This is a genomic window from Pelagibacterium flavum (genome assembly GCF_025854335.1).
GTDB classification, from domain to species: Bacteria; Pseudomonadota; Alphaproteobacteria; order Rhizobiales; family Devosiaceae; genus Pelagibacterium; species Pelagibacterium flavum.
This window is the reverse complement of the sequence record NZ_CP107716.1, coordinates 2,437,113-2,455,720: the sequence shown is the minus strand read 5'-3', so window position 1 is coordinate 2,455,720 and position 18,608 is coordinate 2,437,113. Positions and strand designations below refer to the sequence as shown.

The 18,608-nt window shown below is 58.9% G+C and carries 20 protein-coding genes and 1 pseudogene; 13 read left to right on the top strand and 8 right to left on the bottom strand.

The annotated features are described in order from the left end of the window. The first annotated feature begins 250 nt into the window (after positions 1–250). From OF122_RS12290 to OF122_RS12280, 3 genes are all read left to right on the top strand, one after another. A complete protein-coding gene (locus OF122_RS12290) occupies positions 251–1,009 on the top strand; it encodes an NYN domain-containing protein (protein ID WP_264224529.1) in 759 nt (252 codons plus the stop codon). 515 nt (positions 1,010–1,524) lie between these two features. Then, the gene (locus OF122_RS12285; RefSeq protein ID WP_264224528.1) at positions 1,525–2,793 is read left to right on the top strand and encodes a hypothetical protein; all 1,269 of its coding nucleotides are present in this window, start codon (positions 1,525–1,527) and stop codon (positions 2,791–2,793) included. A 69-nt stretch (positions 2,794–2,862) separates the two neighbouring features. Beyond that, on the top strand, positions 2,863–4,503 hold the full coding sequence (locus tag OF122_RS12280) for an AAA family ATPase (RefSeq protein WP_264224527.1): 1,641 nt from the start codon (positions 2,863–2,865) through the stop codon (positions 4,501–4,503). Here the strand turns inward: OF122_RS12280 and OF122_RS12275 are convergent. Continuing rightward, positions 4,498–5,334, bottom strand: coding sequence for an IS5 family transposase (locus OF122_RS12275; RefSeq protein WP_264224526.1), 837 nt, complete (start codon positions 5,332–5,334; stop codon positions 4,498–4,500). The two genes, OF122_RS12280 and OF122_RS12275, sit on opposite strands and share 6 nt — an antisense overlap. A 109-nt stretch (positions 5,335–5,443) precedes the next feature. On the opposite strand from OF122_RS12275, the gene OF122_RS12270 reads away from it, so the two are divergent. From OF122_RS12270 to OF122_RS12255, 4 genes are all read left to right on the top strand, one after another. Beyond that, entirely contained in the window at positions 5,444–5,746 is a 303-nt protein-coding gene (locus OF122_RS12270) for a hypothetical protein (protein WP_264224525.1), read from the top strand. Positions 5,747–6,214: 468 nt separating this feature from the next. Next, complete coding sequence (locus OF122_RS12265) at positions 6,215–6,889, top strand: hypothetical protein (RefSeq protein ID WP_264224524.1); 675 nt, start codon at positions 6,215–6,217, stop codon at positions 6,887–6,889. Between the two features lie 100 nt (positions 6,890–6,989). After that, entirely contained in the window at positions 6,990–7,115 is a 126-nt protein-coding gene (locus tag OF122_RS12260; RefSeq protein ID WP_264224523.1) for a hypothetical protein, read from the top strand. Between the two features lie 86 nt (positions 7,116–7,201). After that, positions 7,202–7,693 carry a hypothetical protein gene (locus tag OF122_RS12255; protein ID WP_264224522.1) on the top strand — a complete coding sequence of 164 codons (492 nt, stop codon included), beginning with the start codon at positions 7,202–7,204 and terminating at the stop codon, positions 7,691–7,693. A gap of 280 nt (positions 7,694–7,973) precedes the next feature. Here OF122_RS12255 and OF122_RS12250 read toward each other — a convergent pair whose 3' ends face one another. Then, on the bottom strand, positions 7,974–8,354 hold the full coding sequence (locus OF122_RS12250; protein WP_264224521.1) for a hypothetical protein: 381 nt from the start codon (positions 8,352–8,354) through the stop codon (positions 7,974–7,976). Further along, entirely contained in the window at positions 8,351–8,545 is a 195-nt protein-coding gene (locus OF122_RS12245; RefSeq protein WP_264224520.1) for a helix-turn-helix domain-containing protein, read from the bottom strand. The genes OF122_RS12250 and OF122_RS12245 overlap by 4 nt, the downstream gene beginning before the upstream one ends. 170 nt (positions 8,546–8,715) lie before the next feature. On the opposite strand from OF122_RS12245, the gene OF122_RS12240 reads away from it, so the two are divergent. Further along, complete coding sequence (locus OF122_RS12240; RefSeq protein WP_264224519.1) at positions 8,716–9,432, top strand: hypothetical protein; 717 nt, start codon at positions 8,716–8,718, stop codon at positions 9,430–9,432. 82 nt (positions 9,433–9,514) lie between these two features. On the opposite strand, the gene OF122_RS12235 is transcribed toward OF122_RS12240, so the two are convergent. The 4 genes and pseudogenes from OF122_RS12235 to OF122_RS12220 form a co-directional block, all read right to left on the bottom strand. Next, on the bottom strand, positions 9,515–9,943 hold the full coding sequence (locus tag OF122_RS12235; protein WP_264224518.1) for a hypothetical protein: 429 nt from the start codon (positions 9,941–9,943) through the stop codon (positions 9,515–9,517). After that, positions 9,940–10,185, bottom strand: coding sequence for a hypothetical protein (locus OF122_RS12230; RefSeq protein ID WP_264224517.1), 246 nt, complete (start codon positions 10,183–10,185; stop codon positions 9,940–9,942). Before OF122_RS12230 ends, OF122_RS12235 begins: the two co-directional genes overlap by 4 nt. Positions 10,186–10,637: 452 nt before the next feature. Continuing rightward, positions 10,638–11,135: pseudogene (locus tag OF122_RS12225) on the bottom strand (hypothetical protein); the annotation flags it as partial. Beyond that, entirely contained in the window at positions 11,110–11,535 is a 426-nt protein-coding gene (locus OF122_RS12220) for an Arm DNA-binding domain-containing protein (protein ID WP_264224516.1), read from the bottom strand. The gene OF122_RS12220 and the pseudogene OF122_RS12225, both read right to left, overlap by 26 nt. Positions 11,536–11,872: 337 nt before the next feature. Here OF122_RS12220 and OF122_RS12215 point away from each other — a divergent pair, with 337 nt between their 5' ends. Further along, a complete protein-coding gene (locus tag OF122_RS12215) occupies positions 11,873–13,543 on the top strand; it encodes a thiamine pyrophosphate-binding protein (protein WP_264224515.1) in 1,671 nt (556 codons plus the stop codon). Positions 13,544–13,547: 4 nt separating this feature from the next. Here OF122_RS12215 and OF122_RS12210 read toward each other — a convergent pair whose 3' ends face one another. Then, on the bottom strand, positions 13,548–14,450 hold the full coding sequence (locus OF122_RS12210) for a LysR substrate-binding domain-containing protein (protein ID WP_264224514.1): 903 nt from the start codon (positions 14,448–14,450) through the stop codon (positions 13,548–13,550). A gap of 124 nt (positions 14,451–14,574) precedes the next feature. Here OF122_RS12210 and gabT point away from each other — a divergent pair, with 124 nt between their 5' ends. The 4 genes from gabT (at position 14,575) to OF122_RS12190 (ending at position 18,605) form a co-directional block, all read left to right on the top strand. Continuing rightward, positions 14,575–15,849 (top strand): 4-aminobutyrate--2-oxoglutarate transaminase, encoded by a 1,275-nt coding sequence (gabT, locus tag OF122_RS12205; RefSeq protein WP_264224513.1) that lies wholly within the window; start codon positions 14,575–14,577, stop codon positions 15,847–15,849. A 1-nt stretch (position 15,850) separates the two neighbouring features. Beyond that, positions 15,851–17,293 (top strand): NAD-dependent succinate-semialdehyde dehydrogenase, encoded by a 1,443-nt coding sequence (locus tag OF122_RS12200; RefSeq protein WP_319019365.1) that lies wholly within the window; start codon positions 15,851–15,853, stop codon positions 17,291–17,293. Further along, on the top strand, positions 17,290–18,033 hold the full coding sequence (locus tag OF122_RS12195; RefSeq protein ID WP_264224512.1) for a gamma-glutamyl-gamma-aminobutyrate hydrolase family protein: 744 nt from the start codon (positions 17,290–17,292) through the stop codon (positions 18,031–18,033). Before OF122_RS12200 ends, OF122_RS12195 begins: the two co-directional genes overlap by 4 nt. Before the next feature lie 98 nt (positions 18,034–18,131). Then, complete coding sequence (locus tag OF122_RS12190; protein WP_264224511.1) at positions 18,132–18,605, top strand: DUF3830 family protein; 474 nt, start codon at positions 18,132–18,134, stop codon at positions 18,603–18,605. The last annotated feature ends 3 nt before the right edge of the window (positions 18,606–18,608 follow it).

Here is an 18,608-nt window from a genome sequence, read left to right as displayed (position 1 = left end):
CCCTCGTAACGCCCCCGTTACCTCCTCATTCTGAATCAAATATACGCAAAAGCGCAACACTTATCCGAAATTTAGAATGCTTCGAAATTCGAAGGAATTTGATTCTGGAAATGCGTTGCTAAACTGTGGATATTTGATTCACTCTTGTGGATATCTGCTGCCAAATATTACCGCGTTGCAAATTTTATTGTTGTGGTGCGATATTTGGTAGAGCATCGGTGCGCTGGCACGAAACATTAGAGGGCTCCTGATGGCGAGTGATGAGCGTTCAAGGCGTCTTGCAGTGCTGATTGATGCGGATAACGCATCGGCCAAAATTTCGGATGGTCTGTTTGCCGAGATCGCGAAGTTGGGTGAGGCCAGCGTCCGACGCATTTACGGAGATTTCTCGCACGCAAGATCTCGATCCTGGACCGAAGTGTTATCAAAGCACGCGATCATCCCGCACCAGCAGTTCGCTTACACGACAGGCAAGAACGCGTCTGACATCGCGCTGGTCATCGACGCCATGGATCTTTTGCACAGTGGGCGTTTCGACGGCTTCTGTCTCGTTTCTTCGGACAGTGATTTCACTCGGCTTGCCGCGAGAATCCGGGAGCAGGGTGTAGACGTATACGGTTTTGGGGAACACAAGACCCCAGAAAGCTTTCGCCAAGCGTGCCGGCGGTTCGTCTATACAGAAAATCTTATCGCCTCCGCATCCTCAAGCAGTGAAGACGACGTGCTGGTCGGCAGGCCGTTGCAGCCAACCAGTAAGGCGGGTCCTGTTATTCGAAAGGTTATCGCCGAAATCGATAACGACGACGGCTGGGTGGCACTGGCGACTGTGGGTAAGCAGTTGGCCAACCTAGAATCGGATTTTGATCCCCGCAATTTCGGATTTCGAAAGCTCAGCGATCTGGTTCGTAAGATTCCCGAATTCGAAGTCGATCATCCAACCGGCGGCGCTGTCCGCATCCGACGGAAAGCGCAGGTGCGGGCCAGCGAGATTAAGTCAACGACAAGATAGCAAATTGCCTCGGTGAGGAAGAGCGCCTATTGCCAGTTTCGATGTTAAGGTCACCAACCTTACCGCCGTTTCAAATCCGAGATATGCAAATTCCCTCCTTGATTGCGGTTCAGCACAAGATGCACCTTTACCCAACCTGGAGCGATGATGGCACAGTCGCAAACGAGCCGGTCTAAACCGCACATCGGCCCAGCCTGGCACGGCATGTCAAGAATGACCAATCGCGCTGAAATTCCGCTAGATAAAAGGGCTTCCTCAAGAAGTTTTTAGATCGTTTAATACGAATTTGAATTAAATTTCTTCCCGGAAGCGGTCAAAAATTAACCGTGTTGGTGCTTAATGCGCATTGCGCCGGGTTTTCGTTTGCAAATTGGAAACTTCGCCCCATCTTGTGGGAACCGGCGCAATTCCGCGCCTGCTGGTCAGAAGCCGCCGCTGCAAAGGCGGTCGACGAGGGGTCTGCAAACCTCCCGCCGACCTGACCATGACCTCACTGCGTGAACAGCGAGATTGACATGGCTGATACTCTTTTCGCGGGCACTGCGTCCGCGCGCAACCCCCTTTCTGCCATCCAGAACTTGGAGGCAGACCCTTTCCCCAATCATCGTGGTCTCATCGGCCGCCCGGAGGTTCCGCCCCGGGTTCAAGTTTCTGTCTTTCGTGCACTCGACGAGACGGGCTCATCGACTGTCGGGGACCTTATTGATCTACTGGCTGCCGAGCCCGATCCGGTCTCGGCCCTTTTGGCAATGGAGCAGGCGGGCGCTATCGAGATTACTGCGCCTGGCTTCTTGGACGCTCATTCACTTGTTCAGCGGACTTCGGGAGGGCAGGGTCTGAAAACCGAGGGCTTTGCCGATATCACCTCTGGGCCTCAGCAGAGTCGGCTCAAGGCGGAGAAGCAAGGCTCTGGTGACAACGAGCCAGACCCGGCGAATCCGGCCATCCGGCACCTGAGCTTTACCGCGCTCAAGCCGGCCCTCTTCTTCGGCGAAGGCGCGCGGCGCGCCGATTTCGCCAGTCAACCGGCACTCAGGCGCCCCGGGGTCTACGTTCTCTACCACCGTGGCCAGTGCTATGTCGGCCGCGCCGACAATGTCGCGCGCCGCATTGGTGCCGGCCGTCAGCTCCCCGAGGGCCGCCCCGAAAAGATGGTTGCAATCGTTGATGAAGGCGACGGCTTGTCGCGTGACGATGCGAAGGTTCTCGAGCGTATGCTGTTCGACCGGCTCAATGGCGATTATGACGTTGAAAGCATGATCAATTCCGTGCCGCACGGCGGGGCGGTTGAGCCGGGACGCTATGACCAGCTTGCCTTGTTCTTATCCGAAGCCTGCGCCACCTTGCGCGCCAACGGCGTCGCCTTTCTTTGGCAGGACATGCGCTATGTCTTTGCCGGTCCTGCTACCGAGCATGAGCGCCTTGGACCTGATCGCCCGGCGCGTGAACGGCCAGACGGCCAAATCTATGGACTTGAGTTCGGCGGGCTCACCGCGGCGGCGGCTGAATGCGCCGATGGCAGATGGCTCGTTATGCGAGGATCGGAAGTTCGTGCCGATTTTGTGGCGTCGGCCAACAGCACTGTTGGATTCCTGCGGGCCCAATGGCTGCATTCGGGTATCCTGGAGCCGGCCGACGACGTTGATGGCGTTCTGGTTTTAACCCGCGATGTTGTCTTCCCGACGTGCAGTGGGGCGTCGCAGTTTTTGTGCGGTGCCAAGGGGCGCTCTCGTGTGAATTGGACGCCTTTGTCCGAGCAGTTGCAGCCCGTCCGCCTGCATTAATCGTCCATCGTTCATTCTCAACTCAATGACCGGAGCAGCGTCAATACGCTGCCCGGTGCGAGGAATACCATGTCGTTTTCCAAGGTTTCCAAATCCGACAACTTGAATGACCTGACTGGGTCCAATCTCCCGCCGCAGCGTCGTCGTCCTCAAACGACGGTCGAGATTTTGGTTCGTCTGCATTTTCAAAATAGCTTCAGCGCACGTCAACGCAAGGCGCTCGAGCAGCCGGGAAACATCTCAGTCGTGAAGACCCCCAGCGCCGAATGGGCGATCCAGTTTGAGCGCAACGTCGAATATCGCAACGTTGGAACTGACAGCGACGCGATAACCGAGCTTTTGCGCCGCAGCGGCAAATACGAGCCGACTGGTGCCGACCGGCTCGCAGCGATTTTTCCAGGTGCGAGCCTGGTTGTTTATTCGCAGGATCCGGAAGGGATGGTCCATCCAAAACTGCTTTACGCCGCCAATAACCGCTACTCTATTGGCAAGCCGACACTCAAAACGCTGCGCGATGCAATTCGCGTTGTCACCGGCCACACGGTGCGGAGCCTCAACGCTGCCGACTACGAAAACCTCGACCTTGATGAGATCGCTGCAGCCATCCGCCCCGATCATTCGCCGAAACAGTGCGTCGCCAATCTCCGCGCGGCAAATGCCCGGCATATGCCATCTGGTAACTCACTCAATGATGCGCCGCTCCTCAAGGATTTGCCACTTCCCAGAGGCGTGGAGGAGTGGGCGACAGAAGCGGTAGAGCTCATGAACTCGGTCGCGAGCGGTCAAACGTCTGCCGCCCACCTGCCATACTCAATCGTCTATGGACCACCCGGAACTGGAAAGACGACCGTTTGCGAAAGCATCGCCAAAACGGCCGGCTGGGCGTATCACTACACGTCGGTCGGGTGGTGGTTCGAAGCCGGCGGTGGCCATCTTGGCAGCGTCATGCAGCAGATCGGCGAGTTCTTTCAAAAGCTCGAACAGTCGGATCGTCCAGTCGTGGGAATGATCGATGAGATCGAGTCCCTTGGCGACCGTGGAACAATGACGGGTGAGAACAGGCAGTGGTGGACACCGGTCGTGACGGGCGTGATGACCAAGATTGATCAGCTCAAGCGTCTTGATCGACCGATCCTTCTTCTTGCCGGAACGAACTATCTCAACAACGTCGAAAAAGCCCTGGTGCGGGCCGGTCGTCTTGAACGGCATGTTCATGTTGGACTGCCGTCTGAAGCTGACCGGGGAAGGATTCTCCGGCACTACCTTGGTGAGCGACTGGCATCAGATACCTATTCCGCTCTGGGACGGCTGACGATAGGCAAGACCGCCGCTGATCTGCGTTCCCTTGCGCTATCGGCGATATCGTCTGCCACCCGCCAGAACCGTCCCCTTCAGGTCGATGACTTGTTCGGGCCGTTGCTTGAGCATGCTACCGATCCAGACCATGAAAGAACTGTGGCCATCCACGAGGCCGGTCATGCAATAGTCGCGTGGACCTGTGGTCTCGAGGTCGGAGAGGTGAGTATCCTGCCCGAAGGCACCTCTGGCGGCTGGACAAGCATCCAGCGGACCGGAAAGACCAGAACCCTCAATGAGGTCCGGAACTTCGTTATTGCCTTGCTGGCCGGACGGGCGGCGGACGAACATTTGGGGAAGGGGCCCAACTCGGGCGCGTCGGCCGATCTTAGTGCCCGACTCGAAACTCTATGAGCAATTGCAGTGCCTTGCGATCCGCCGTGTTAGGATTCGGATGTGTGCGATGAAGATCCACGCCTGGGCGCTGGCGACCGATCTTTCCCAGTCTTTGGCCAAGCGCCGACAGCGTCCCAACCAGGCAAAGGTGCGCTCGACGACCCAGCGGCGCGGTAAGAGCTCGAACCCCTTGGCAGTGTCGGAGCGTTTGACGATTTGCAGATCCCAGCGGCCTATCTTGGCCAATGAACCGCGTAATTTGGGGCCAGCATAGCCACCATCGGCGAAGACATGACGCAGCCAGGGAAAGCTCGAACGGATCGATTGGAGCACGGTGGCAGCACCGTCCCGATCCTGGACATCGGCACTGTGGACGACCAGCCCTACCATTAAGCCCAGCGTGTCGGTGACGATATGGCGCTTGCGACCCTTGATCTTCTTTCCTGCATCATAGCCCCGGACCCCGCCGCTTTCGGTGGTCTTGACACTTTGGCTGTCGATCACGCCCGCCGAGGGTGAAGCCTCACGCCCTTCGCACTCGCGGGCTATCATCACCAGGTGATGGTTGATGATGGCGAGCAAACCGCTGTCACGCCAGTCATAGAAATAGCGCTGCACCGTCGATGGTGGCGGAAACTCTCCTGGCAGCAGGCTCCATTGGCAACCGCTCGAGGCCATGTAGAGCACAGCATCCATCACGGACCGCAAATTCGTGGTCCTCGGTCGACCGATAGATCGCGCAGGCGGCATGAGGGGCGCGATGATCGCCCATTCCTGGTCGGTCAGATCGCTTGAATAACGACGCCCACGTCGCGCATACTCGTGTCGGGCAGTTTCGGTCCAGGCCATTGTGTTCTCCGTTCAGTCTCGCAACCGAACTGAATCACAACCTGCTGAAACTGCTCAACTCTTTTCGGGTTGGGCTCTTAGCCACGCCAATGAGTTGCTTCGCGCTTCAATGATGCAGGATGGGCTTTTCGGTTGGCTCACGACTACGGATGGCCTGCAGTCACTCGACCCCGTACTCAACGGCCTGCGCTTCTCCGATCATCTTGCCAATGAGCTCGACCGCGCCATGAGCACGGCACGAACATTGGTCGAGAACCACCGGGATGATATATTGGAGCTCGCTGATCTCCTGATCGCGAAAAAGGTCGTCACCGGTCACGAGGTTATGGCGATCGGCCAGCATCGCACAGAGCCGGTCCAGACGAGGGGGGAGGACAAGTTAGGTCTTGATGCACGCACCGGCCCCGGCTAATGTATCCTGCATTGTATCCACGATTGCACTTGTAAGTCGAAGTATCGCCTGAACAATTTGGAATCGCTAGGAAAAATGTATTTCGGCAGAGAGTCCCTTCCTCTCCGCCACTTTCCCTCCCGAAGTATTTGAAATTGCGTTGATTTCAATTACCGGGAGTGCGGATACCCTAAAGTTCACCCTAAAGCCTGCCGTGCAGAACCTGTCATAGCCGGCATTATGCTTCCGACTTGGTCGGCGACCGTAACGGCCGTCGTCCGGCCTGCCTTGACGCAAAGGGCGCATAGTGGCTCGTCCTGATGCTGGGCTTGCCGTTTTCGCCGCCACCGCTGTCTTGTACCAGCGGCGCCATTCCTGTTGATCGCGCTTGCGGTCGTAGGTACGGCGCTGCTCTCGCCTGCTCCGTTGGGCAGCGTGCTTGCGCGACGGAGGCTTGCGGGGCATGTTGCCTGCGAAATGGGGGCAAAAATGTTCAAAATTAATTGGACCGAAGCAGTGGGGTGGTCTGACGCCGCGATGGCTGCGACGAGCGCGCTGGCACTACTATTGAGTGCGATTGCCCTCTTCATCTTGCTCAGAACGCTTCGCGCCACGAGAGAGGCTGTTGTTCAAGCCGAAGCGGCAACTAAGGTTGCCGAGGCTGCGCTCAATGAAACCAGGACGATCGGCGAGGCTCAAACTCGTGCGTATGTCATCGTCACGTCGTGTGATCTCCAGCGCCCGGGAGCAGAGCAGATTCCCCAGGCTCGGGTTCATTTCAGAAACGAGGGTATTACGCCTGCCGCTGACGTCGATATTCTTGGAACTATCATAGTTGCCGACTACCCATCCCAGCCGAACCAGCCTTTTGTTCGCACGCAGGAGGCGAAGAGAACGACAGGCTTATCGCCAGGGGCCGCCGCCACGCATATTATTTCCGCGCTCAAACCCATTTCACTGGCCGAATACAATGCCGTTATGGCGGGGCATTCAGCCATTTACGTGAGTGCCATAACGTCATCCATCGACGTTTTTGGAAAGCTTAACCGAGCGCAGTCAGTATTTGTACTGACCGGTCAGCAGATAAAGACCAGCGACTATAAGGCGCTCCCCGCACCCTACGGGAACATCCACCAATGGGGACTCCCTGCAGCGGACGGCTGAACTCAGCTTGTGCCCCTATTTGTTGATAGACCACTGTTGCTTCGGCGCGAGGGGCGTTCATGGTTTCTGTTCGGGTGCACCAGCACCATAGGGGACGCGGATGAAGCATCGCATAGCCTCAATCTTCGCAATCGGCGTGGTGGTGCTGATGGTCATCTATTGGGCCGCGACAGGGCACACCCGGTTGCAGTTCGATGACGTTATGTCATTCTTCGAGTGGTTATAAGGAGCCTGTGAATAGGCCATGTCCGCTGTCTTGCCTTGGGGCAGCGCTCGGGTGTAGCTCTCGTGACGTTGGTTTGGAGGATGGGCATGGGCGATGAATTCCGCGAGGATCCTCATTTTTGGCAAAAGCGAGCCTTCGATCGGCAGGACATTCGCTTCGAAAGCCAGATCAATGCGGCAATCGAATCCGGCCACCACGCCGTCAAAGCAGCACTTCTACTAAACGGAGCCGCTTGCATAGCGCTCCTTGGCTTTCTGGCTTCTACTATCTCGTCCATCGACGGCGAACCTGCAACCGCGCAGCTGATTGCGCTTTTCATGAACGCGCTGATGGAGTTCTCCAAAGGCGCTCTGGCTGCTGCCGTCACTGCCGGACTCGGATATTTGACCAACCTTTGCGCCGGCGAGTCTGCCGCCTCGATGAGCAAGCATTTCGTCGAGCCATTTATCCGCTCCACACGGGCATCAAAGATATGGGGCGGCGCCTATTTTACCCTTTCGTTAGTGACAATCGCCACAGCTATTGGGAGCTATGTGTTTTTTGCGCGGGGGCTGGCGCGAATTTCAGGATGGTTCTAGCCGCCTGCAAATTTAGGTGGGCTGGATGAAAGTTCGGCATGGGTAGGAACTGGGAATATTATTACCTACACGTACGGGGGGAGGCGATGTTCAAATCAACGCTGTGGGCCAGTGTACTGCCCGCGTTCATGACAGCCGCCGCAACTCAGCCGGCCATGGCTCAACTGGACAGATACGCAATTATCGATGGCGGATGGATGAAAGGTCGATCTCGCCGATGTCCTCGATATTCACACGCTGGTCGACCGTGATGTCATCTGATGAGGTAACGGGTGTGTACTCAGTTTTCATCAGTGATGTCATCACGTGGGAGCATCCTCAGAGAGTCGATCCTGAAAGGGGTGCTGCATTCCCGTGACAGGCGCTGTTTGATGGCCTCGAAAGTGGCGTCCTGATCGAACTGGCTCGTACCGTTCGACTTCGATGTGAGAATGCGAAGGGCGTAAGCCAGCACCAATTGAGCGGGGATATGGATCTCCTTCATTGGGATTGCCGCGTTGCGCTTGGCGGCCACCTGGTAGAAAAAGCCTTCAGCCAGCGCGCGGTTATTCTGATGGGTTGTGGGGATGCCTTGTCCCTTGAGCTTGTCGCGAAGCTTCTGAGACCGGTTCGCGTCCTGCTTGAGACGCTTCGCGCGGCGGGAGGAATGGTGTTCGGTCACTGGTTCACCTCCTGATTGGTCGAGGAGGGCAGGGAGGCGAGCCACGTATCTAAATCAGCCGCCAGGACGACAGTGCGGTTGCCAATCTTCCGAGTCTTGATTTCGCCAGCGCTGACGAGTTGGTAGAACTTGGTGCGACCAATGCCGATCATCTCGATCACATCGGACACGGAGTAAGCCATGGGGCGCATGGTCGGTGCTCCGCCGGCTTAACGGCCGGTGCGCGCACCCACTATCAATGACTGCGCTCCCCATTATTCACACATCGTAGCAAGGCACACGAGTTCTCGACCAAATCGCGAATCTCATGCATGTTTCCTTGGGGCACTTTTCGACAACTCGGGGCGGAAGGTGAAGCGGGATGAATCAGAAAGCTTGGAACATCAGGGTCGCGCGCCACAAGGCGTGGGAACAAATCGTCACAAACTCTGAACACACATTGAGCAGGCGTCCGACTTGGAGGCAGCAGCACGGAAGTTACGAGTTGCAATGCGTCAGATATGCCTATTTCGAGGAGCTCGAATACATATCGAGCAGGGATGTATGGATCCGCTGCTATAGTGCCAATGGGCTTTGCGCAGTCGCCCAATTCAATGAATGGCGTGTGGAATCGAGCCTCGACCTTGAGGATTTCTGGCATGCGGCCGATGGCGTCAGCAGCCAAAGCGAGACGTTCGCCACCATCATTATAGAAAATTGGCCCGACTATGACCCGCCATTTGATTATGGCAATGCTGTGCATTTCGACCGCTTGGTGGTTCGTTCAGAGGCTGATCCTGATCGGATGGCGCTCAAGCTCATCGCACGTGGGATAGAACGCGAATTCATGCGGCGGGCCTCCGTCTTGTTGCTGTGTGCATTTCCGTTGGAATTCGAGAATGAAGGGCCTGACGAGCCCGAGCGCGCAAACTTCCTATTCGCGCGGCGCAGAAGGGCAATGCTTCGCAGATACCAATCCGTTCTTGGCTTGCGTCATGTGCAATGGGGAGTCGGACGCAAGTACGGTTGGATGTGGAGGCCGCTCCGATACTGCCCCGAACCGGTCAGGCGGAATTTGATTGCCGGCCCGACCCTCTGAATCGGTTAGCGGCTTGGCGACTTCGATCTGACCACAGAATGCAGGTAGGCGAGGGCGGGTATCCGCCCTCGCCGATGGGTCATCACAGTGCGGAGAGCCGCCTTCCTATTCGCGTTTCAAGAACATGTTCGAGCACCCGGGAGTGTTCGCCGGAGCATGAAACCATGAATGTGCGCTTGCCATCGATGATGTCGTTGGTCAGCTCGACGCGATAGTGAATGCGGCCACCCATGGCGGTTTCCTGACCACTCTCATAGATGCCGTCGCCCTCGTAGCGGCCGGTCACACGGTGGGCATAAAGGCGGACCGGCTCACCGGGACCGTCGGGCTGCATGAGGTTCCAGCGACCGATCATCGGGTCCAACTCCTCGGCCGCCCGCTGGAACTCGGCCAGGTGATAATCGTATCGTTCCTTGGCTGACAGCTCGTGCGCAGCAGATGGGGTGGCGACAAGCGCAGTGGGGAGGAGCGCAGCGGCGGGCAAGCCCTTGATAAGGTCGCGGCGATTCATGCGGCCATCTCCATCATGGAGTGCAACAGCGCTTGCACTTCATGCCATTCAGGCTGTGTGTCGCGCCACCAGTTATTGAGCAGCCACTCGGCTTTCGCGACATGTTCCGCTGCATTCGCTGGGTGGTAAGAGCAAATGCTGAGCGCTGCAGCATCCAACCTATCGCCGACGACAAACTGCTCTGCCCAGATATGATCGGGTGCGTTTTTCCCAGGCCCTAGATGGGTATCTGTTTCCTCCATCTTCCCAATCAACTCCACTTCGACGGCGTTGAAGTCGGCGATCAGCTCATCAAGCTTTCCTATCCGCTGACCGATATCGCCGCTTGTCGAATGGTTGTTAAAGGCGAGAGCGCCAGATGTGGTAACGGCTAATCCGCGCCGAAACCTTGGTTGCCAAACTCAAGGGAGAAATCAACTGATGTTGCCGCGCACACTGGCCGCAATTGGCGCCGTCTGCCTCTCCTTGAGCTTCGTGCCGGCCATCGGGCAGCTATTTGGCTTCTGGTAGGTCCAGTAACTTATCCCCATGCGTTCGACTGGCCACATGATGATGCTCCAAAGGCAGACATCGGAGGCCCAACATGCATCCGCGAGATTGGAAATTTCTACTTAAGCTGGCTGTAGCAGTAATCGAATACCTGCTGGACGATTGAATATGTCCAGCAGGCCAACGTTGCGTGGTCGTCTCAGGCCTACGCAGCTTCCCAAACCTTGTTGAGAATGCGAGCCGCAAGTGCAGCCTTGTCCTGCGGCAGGAAGCGTCCATAGTGTTGGGCTACCATCTCAGGGGTATCTTGGATCGCATAACTCGCCTGCTCGTACGATCCTGTTTGTTTCAGAATATGTGTCGCCAACACGTCCCGAACATTGTGGGAACCGTGAGGGAGTAGACCCTTGATCGCGCCCCGGTTGGTCCATGGGTTATAGATGCCATACCGCTGGATGATCAGGCGCCAGGCTTCATAAAAGGTAGTTTGGCTGTAGGCCGCGTTCGCGGACGAGACTTTGACGGTTTTCACAAAGAACGTACTGGGATCGCTGGCGCCATTCAGAAGGCGTGCTCTGTGCCGATCGATGTAGTCCTCGATGTAACGGTAGAGCTGGCCCAGATCGGGCAGGACCAATCTGAACGGCTTACTACCGAAGAAGGACGACATGGAGTTCTTAAAGGCGATGGAAGGGATCAATATCCCTGACCACGGAAAGAGTCATGCGCCACTGAGCCTGATGCTTGTCGTTGTGAAAACCCTTGGTGACGTCGCCGACAAATTCCTCCGCATATCTGCTAAAGGTCATGGCAGCGACTTCGCGCTCGGCTTTGGCGCGCCTTCGCTCTTCGATCGGATTCTTGCCCGTTGCCAACAGTCTGCGAGCGTCTGCGGCGATGCCTCGGGCATCAGCGAGGCCGATGGACGCCAGGTTGCCCAATCCCATCTCTTTGCGCTTGCCGTCCCACTGGAAAATGAAGGCCCAACGCTTGGCGCCGGTCTTGTCTACTACAAGGTACAAGCCATCACCATCGGCATGCAGGCCCGGCTTGGTTATGGTCGTCACCGACCGTGCGCTCAGCCTGTGTGTCTGCTTGGCCATGTTTGCCGTTCCACCCTAAAACCAACCCTAAAGAAATCACCGGATTGCAGCGTACATGAGCGAATGGCAAAAACCAACTACATAGCCAAATACTTCAAATTTTGAAGGAATTTCGGATGGCTGCGAACATCGACGGATAAAGGTATGGCGGACTTTCTCTCCGCCATTTCCCCCAAATTCCTGAAGTTGCCGGAAGCGAACCCCTGCATGCGCGGGTCCGGTAGCATCTGTCTCGTCGATTCCGGTGCTCGAGGGCAGGGGATAACGTGTGATTGATCTCGACACGGCCCGCGCCGATCGGGAACAGTGTGACCGCAGACAGCACGGGAGCCTCTTGATGACCACCCGCACCGGCGGACAGATACTCGTCGATCAGCTCAAGATCCACGGCGCCGACCACGTGTTCTGCGTGCCCGGTGAAAGCTACCTGGCGGTTCTCGATGCACTCTATGACGCGCCCGAAATCAAAACCGTCACCTGCCGGCAGGAGGGCAACGCGGCCATGATGGCCGAGGCCCATGGCAAGCTCACCAATCGCCCTGGCATCTGCATGGTGACCCGCGGACCGGGCGCGACCAACGCCAGTGCGGGGCTGCACGTGGCCATGCAGGACGCCACTCCGATGATTCTGTTTATCGGCCAGGTTGCCCGCGACCAGATCGAGCGCGAAGCGTTTCAGGAAATCGACTATCGCCGCATGTTCGGTCAAGTCACAAAGTGGACGGCCCAGATCGACGATGCGGCCCGGCTGCCCGAATTGATCGCCCGCGCTTTCCGCGTCGCGACCAGCGGCCGCCCCGGACCGGTCGCCATTGCATTGCCGGAAGATATGCTGACCGAGATGGCCGAGGTGGACGATGCCTTACCCTTTGCGCCGCTCGAAAGCTGGCCGGGGCCCGCCCAACTGGTGCAACTGCGCGAAATGCTCGCAGCAGCCCGGCGGCCCATGCTTTTGCTTGGCGGCGCGCCTTGGGATGAGGCATCGGTCGCCGCCATACAGACTTTCGCCGAAGCCAACCATTTGCCGGTCATAACCACTTTCCGCCGCGCCGACCGGTTCGACAACGCCCATCCGCTCTACGCGGGCGATCTTGGCATCGGCCCCAATCCCAAACTGCTCAAGACCATCGAGGCGGCAGATCTTCTGCTCGTCATTGGCGCACGGCTCACCGAAATGACGACCGGAGGGTACACCCTGTTCGACATACCGGTCCCCAGGCAGACGCTGATCCACGTTCATCCGGACCCCGAGGAGCTTGGCCGGGTCTATCATCCGGTCCTGGCGATCAATGCGACCCCGCGTGAATTTGCAAAGTCGCTTTCCGCGCTCGAACCGGTTTCCAACCCGGTCTGGCAGGGCACAGGCGAGGCCGCGCATGCCGATTACACCGAGTGGCAGGTCTGCCCGGCCAACCCTGGCGACATCCAGCTTGGTACGGTCATGGCATGGCTCGAGGCCAACATGCCGGTTGAAACCATATACACCAACGGAGCGGGCAATTTCTCGGTCTGGCTCCACCGCTTCCATCGCTACCGGCGCCTGGGCACCGAACTGGCGCCCACGTCGGGGTCAATGGGATACGGGTTTCCTGCGGCCGTAGCGGCTTCGATCGTCAAACCCGGCAGCCCGGTTGTCTGCTTCGCCGGTGATGGCGATTTCCTCATGAGCGGGCAGGACCTGGCAACGGCCATGGCGGCAGGCGCCAAACCGATCACCATTGTCTTCAACAATGGCATTTTAGGCACCATCCGCATGCATCAGGAGAACCATTATCCGGGGCGTATCTCTGCCACCGATCTGGTCAATCCCGATTTCGCCGCCTACGCCAGGGCATTCGGTGCGCACGGTGAGACGGTCGCCACCACCGCCGAATTTGCGCCGGCCATGGAGCGCGCGCTGGCATCAGGCCGGGCGGCGGTGATCGAACTCAAGCTCGATCCGCAGGCCATCACGCCTCGGACAACACTGGACAAATTGCGTCAGGCCGCGTTGGACAAACGATCCTAGGCGATCAATCGCCCCTGGAGATGCCCGAGGCCATCTCGCTCTCCAGCCATTTGCGGAACCGGGTCACATGCCCCTTGTTCTTTTTGTCCGCGGCCGTCTGCAGATAATAGCTTCCGGTTGTTACGTTGGTATCGAGGATTTCCGTAAGCCGGCCGGCGGCGATGTCCCCCGCCACGCTCAGTTGGGTTGCCAGAGCGATGCCTTGATGAGCAAGCGCGGCGTCAAGGCCCAGGCTGGCATTCCACAGGCTCGGCCCCATGAGCGGTGGCACAGGCTCCAGTCCGGCCGTTCGCAGCCATGACGTCCATTGGCGGTGATCATTCTCATGAATCAGCGGCTGGCGTGATACAGCCGGCAAATCCTCAGGCACGCCATGCTGAGCGAGCCATTGCGGACTGGCCACCGGGAACATCCTGGGCGTTGCCAGCAACTCCGCGTCAGCCGGAATCTCGTTTGTGGCGGCAAATCCGATAAAGATATCGGCTTCACTCGCATCAAAATCCGGAGCGGTTTCCGAGGCCCGCAGCACGATCTCCACCTCGCGCAATACGGCCTGGAGATCGGTGAGCCTGGGGCTCAGCCAGCGCGCCGCAAGGCCCGGCATGGCCCATATCCGCAGGCGGCCCAGCGCCGTTCGCGGCATGAGTTTTTCGATGGCGCTCTCGAGTTGAACCAGCGCCGCATCGGTCGCGGCAAACAACTCCCGTCCCGCGCCGGTCAGCACAGCGCCGGTCGTGCGGCGGTCGAAAAGTTTCGATCCCAGATAGGCCTCGAGATTTCGCACATGCCTGCTGACCACCGTATGGGTCAGTCCCAGCGCTTCAGCACCTCTGCGGATGCTCCCGGTCTGCGCAACCGCGTGAAAGGCTCGCAGCAGGTGCAGTGGCGGCAGGGTCGGGACGGTCAAGCTCGGTCTCCAAAGGCGATTGGTGGAAACTCTAGAGCACCACGAGGGCAAACGCAATGTCGCCTCTCACGCTGCCCGGCGCATGCTAGCACGAGCCTTGAACCCGTTTGTGCAAGGAACCATCGTGACAAACAGTAAGCTCATTTCCCGCCGCGATGCAGCAGTGGCGCGCGGCCTCGCCAGCGCCTATCCGATCTTCGTCGAGCGCGCCGAGAACGCGCGCATCTGGGACGTTGAGGGCAGATCCTTCATCGACTTCGCCGGCGGTATTGCGGTTCTCAATACCGGCCATCGGCATCCAAAGGTTCTGGCTGCCGCCACGGCTCAGATCGAGGCCTACACCCATACCGCCTTTCAGATTCTGCCCTACGAGCCCTATATCGCGCTGGCCGAGCGCCTGAACGCTCTGGCGCCGATCGACGGCCCGGCAAAGTCGGTGTTCTTTTCCACCGGTGCCGAGGCGGTGGAGAACGCGATAAAGATCGCACGGGCCGCCACGGGCCGGGCAGGGGTTATCGCCTTTACCGGCGGCTTTCATGGCCGCACCCATCTGGCGATGAGTTTGACCGGAAAAATATCCCCCTACAGGGATCGGCTCGGGCTGGGACCGGCCGGCATTTTCCACGTGCCGTTCCCCTGTCAGGCCGATGGCGTGAGCGTTGAAGACAGCCTGAAAGCGCTCGAGAGGTTGTTCCGGGCCGATATTGCGCCCACCGACGTTGCCGCAATCATCATCGAACCGGTACAGGGGGAAGGCGGGTTTCATTCAGCGCCGGACGCCTTGCTGGCCCAATTGCGCGCGCTCGCCGACACGCACGGCATTGTCCTGATCGCCGACGAAATCCAGTCCGGGTTCGGGCGCACCGGCAAGATGTTCGCCATCGAACACAGTTCGATAAGGCCCGATCTGATCACGGTTGCGAAATCGCTTGCCGGCGGGTTTCCTCTCTCGGGGGTGATTGGCCGCGCCGACCTGATGGACCAGGCAGCGCCGGGGAGCCTGGGCGGAACCTACGCGGGCAACCCCGTAGCGTGCGCCGCCGCGCTGGCCGTGCTCGATGTCATTGAAGAAGAAGGCCTCCTCGAGCGCGCCAGCCTGATCGGCGCCCGCATATGCGAGCGGCTTGAAGGTTTCGCGAAAAGCGAAACCGGAGTTCGCATCGATGGCCTTCGCGGGTCGGGCGCAATGATTGCCTTTGACATCATCGATGCCGAAGGCCGCCCGGATGCGGCGGCGGCCAAGGCGGTCGCCCTGCGAGCGCTTGAGCTGGGTCTGGTCATTCTCACCTGCGGTATTTTCGGCAACACCATCCGCATTCTCGTGCCCCTGACCGTGCCGGACGATCAGCTCGAAGACGGGCTTTCCCGGCTCGGCACGGCCCTCGGAAAGGACAACTGAAATGATCATCGCGGACTGGATGGAAACCAGATGTCTGGTTGATGGCAAATGGGTCGGCGAGGCGCACTCGCCGGTCACCAACCCTGCCACCGGTGAGGTCATCGCCAATGTCCCCCTGCTTGGCGAAACTGAAGCCAAAGGGGCGCTCGATGCCGCTGCGGAAGCCTTTGCCGATTGGAAGCGTCAGCCGGTCAAATTGCGGTCGGGGGTACTCCGGGCCTGGTTCGATTTCATCGTCGAACACCGCGATGAACTCGCGGCGCTGCTGACCGCCGAACAGGGCAAGCCGATCGCCGAGGCGCGCGGCGAGATCGATTACGCGGCCTCCTACATCGAATACTACGCCGAGGAGGCCAAGCGCATCCTGGGTGAAATCCTGCCGCCGCCCCGCGAGGGAACCCGCGCCATGGTGCTGCGCCAGCCGATCGGGGTGGTTGCGCTGATCACCCCCTGGAACTTTCCGGCGGCGATGATCACCCGCAAGGTCGCCCCCGCCCTGGCCAGCGGCTGCACGGTTGTGCTCAAGCCGGCGCCCGAAACACCCCTTACGGCCCTGGCGCTGGCGGCATTGGCTCAGCGCGCCGGCGTGCCTGACGGGGTGCTCAACGTCATAACCGGCGACGCCAGGGCCATCGGCGAGGCGTTCGTAACCCATCCCGATGTCCGGCTCATCGGCTTCACGGGATCGACACCGGTCGGCAAATATCTCATGGGCCGCGCCGCGGAATCGATGAAGCGCGTGGCACTCGAATTGGGCGGCAACGCCCCCTTCATCGTGTTCGAAGATGCCGATCTCGACGCGGCGGTGGCGGGTGCCATGGCGTCCAAATTCCGCAACATGGGCCAGACCTGCGTATGCGCCAACCGCATCTATGTGCACCAGAGCGTTGCCGACGATTTTACCGCCCGGCTTGCCAAGGCGGTCGAAGCGCTAAAGATCGGCCATGGCGGCGATGAGGGGGTCACGCAAGGACCACTGATCAACGCCGCCGCGCTTGAAAAAGTCCAGTCCCACATTGCCGATGCGCTTGCCCATGGTGCAGAACTGGTCACCGGAGGTCACCGGCACGCCCTGGGCGGCACGTTTTTCGAACCAACGGTGCTCAAGGGCGCCAGCGCAAAGATGCGCGTGGCACGCGAAGAGACCTTCGGGCCGCTCGCACCGGTCTTTTCCTTTGCCGACGAGGCCGAAGTGCTCGCCGCGGCCAATGCCAGCGAAACCGGGCTTGCTGCTTACGTGTTTACAACAGACATGGCCCGCACCTATCGCATGCTCGAAAATCTCGAATACGGTATGGTTGGCATCAACACTGGCATATTGTCTTCCGAAATGGCGCCGTTCGGCGGTGTCAAGCAAAGCGGCAATGCCCGCGAAGGATCGCATCATGGGATCACCGAATTCACCGAACTCAAATATGGCCTGATCGGAGGGCTCGACGTTTGACATCAAAACCCCTCGTCGCCGTCATTTCCTGCGTTCGCGAGGTGGAGGGCGAGCCGGCCAGCATCGTCAAGAAGCGCTATCTCGAGGCCGTTGCAAAACACGCCGACGCCGTCCCGATCATCGTCCCCGCCTGGAGCGATGCGCTGGCCGCCCATGCTATCGTCGAACGGGTCGATGCGATCTTGCTGACAGGTTCCAATTCCAACATCGAGCCCCACCGCTATGGGGCTTCGGGTGAAGGAACGCCGCCCTTCGACACGGCCCGCGACGGCCTCAGCCAACATCTGATCCACGCGGCCATCGCCATGAGCAAACCGGTCTTCGGTGTTTGTCGCGGCCTGCAGGAAATCAACGTTGCCTTTGGGGGAACCTTGGCCGACGAACGCGCGGGGGCCACGCCCGCCTTTTCCCATCACGCTGCCGACGGCGCCGATCTCGAAACCATGTTCGGACACTCTCATGGCGCTTCGATTGCCCCCGGCGGGCTTCTGTCGAGGATAATGGGGGAGGGCGAGTTGGCCATAAACAGCGTGCATTTCCAGACGGTCGCGCGCCTTGGTGAAGGATTGCGGGTCGAAGCGCAGGCTTCCGATGGCGTTATCGAAGCGCTCTCGGCTTCGGACACGAACGCGCCTGTTCTCGCCGTTCAGTGGCATCCGGAATGGCGTCCGGCCGTGCGCGAGCACGATCTGGCCTTCTGGCGTTATCTGGGACAGGCCGCACGCGCCGCAATGCGCTGAAGCGATAAAAAAGATTTATCGGATCAATCGCGCATTAAGATTGGACACATGCGCGCCAATGCCCTGTGATGCTGGCATATCGAATTGCTGGAGGCAGAATGACAGACCGCAAGCTCTATCTGAAATTTGTCGAATCCGACGTTAAGGGGATCATTTCCCTTTATTGGGACAACGCACCCGAAACGTGCAAGGCGATCTGGGGCGCCCTGGAAAAACCCATCCAGGTTCCGGCCAGCCATGCCATCTTCTCGGGCCCCGAAATCATGATGGGCCTGCCCGAAAGCGCCCGCAATTTCGATCCGACCAGCCTGCCGCCTGAAAACCAGACAGTCCTGCCCGAACCCGGTGATATGCTGTGGTTCTATCAGCCCAGGAATTTCTTCAAGATCGACCCTGACGAGTTCTGGGAAGTCGGGATGTTCTACGGAGTAGGCGGACGAACCTTCGGTCCCACCGGTTGGATACCATGCACATATTTCGCCCGGATGACTGAAGGTCTCGACGCCATTGCCGAGCAATGCAGGCTTATCCGCAAGGAAGGCATCAAGACCGTCGAATTTGGCCGGCTTTGAGCC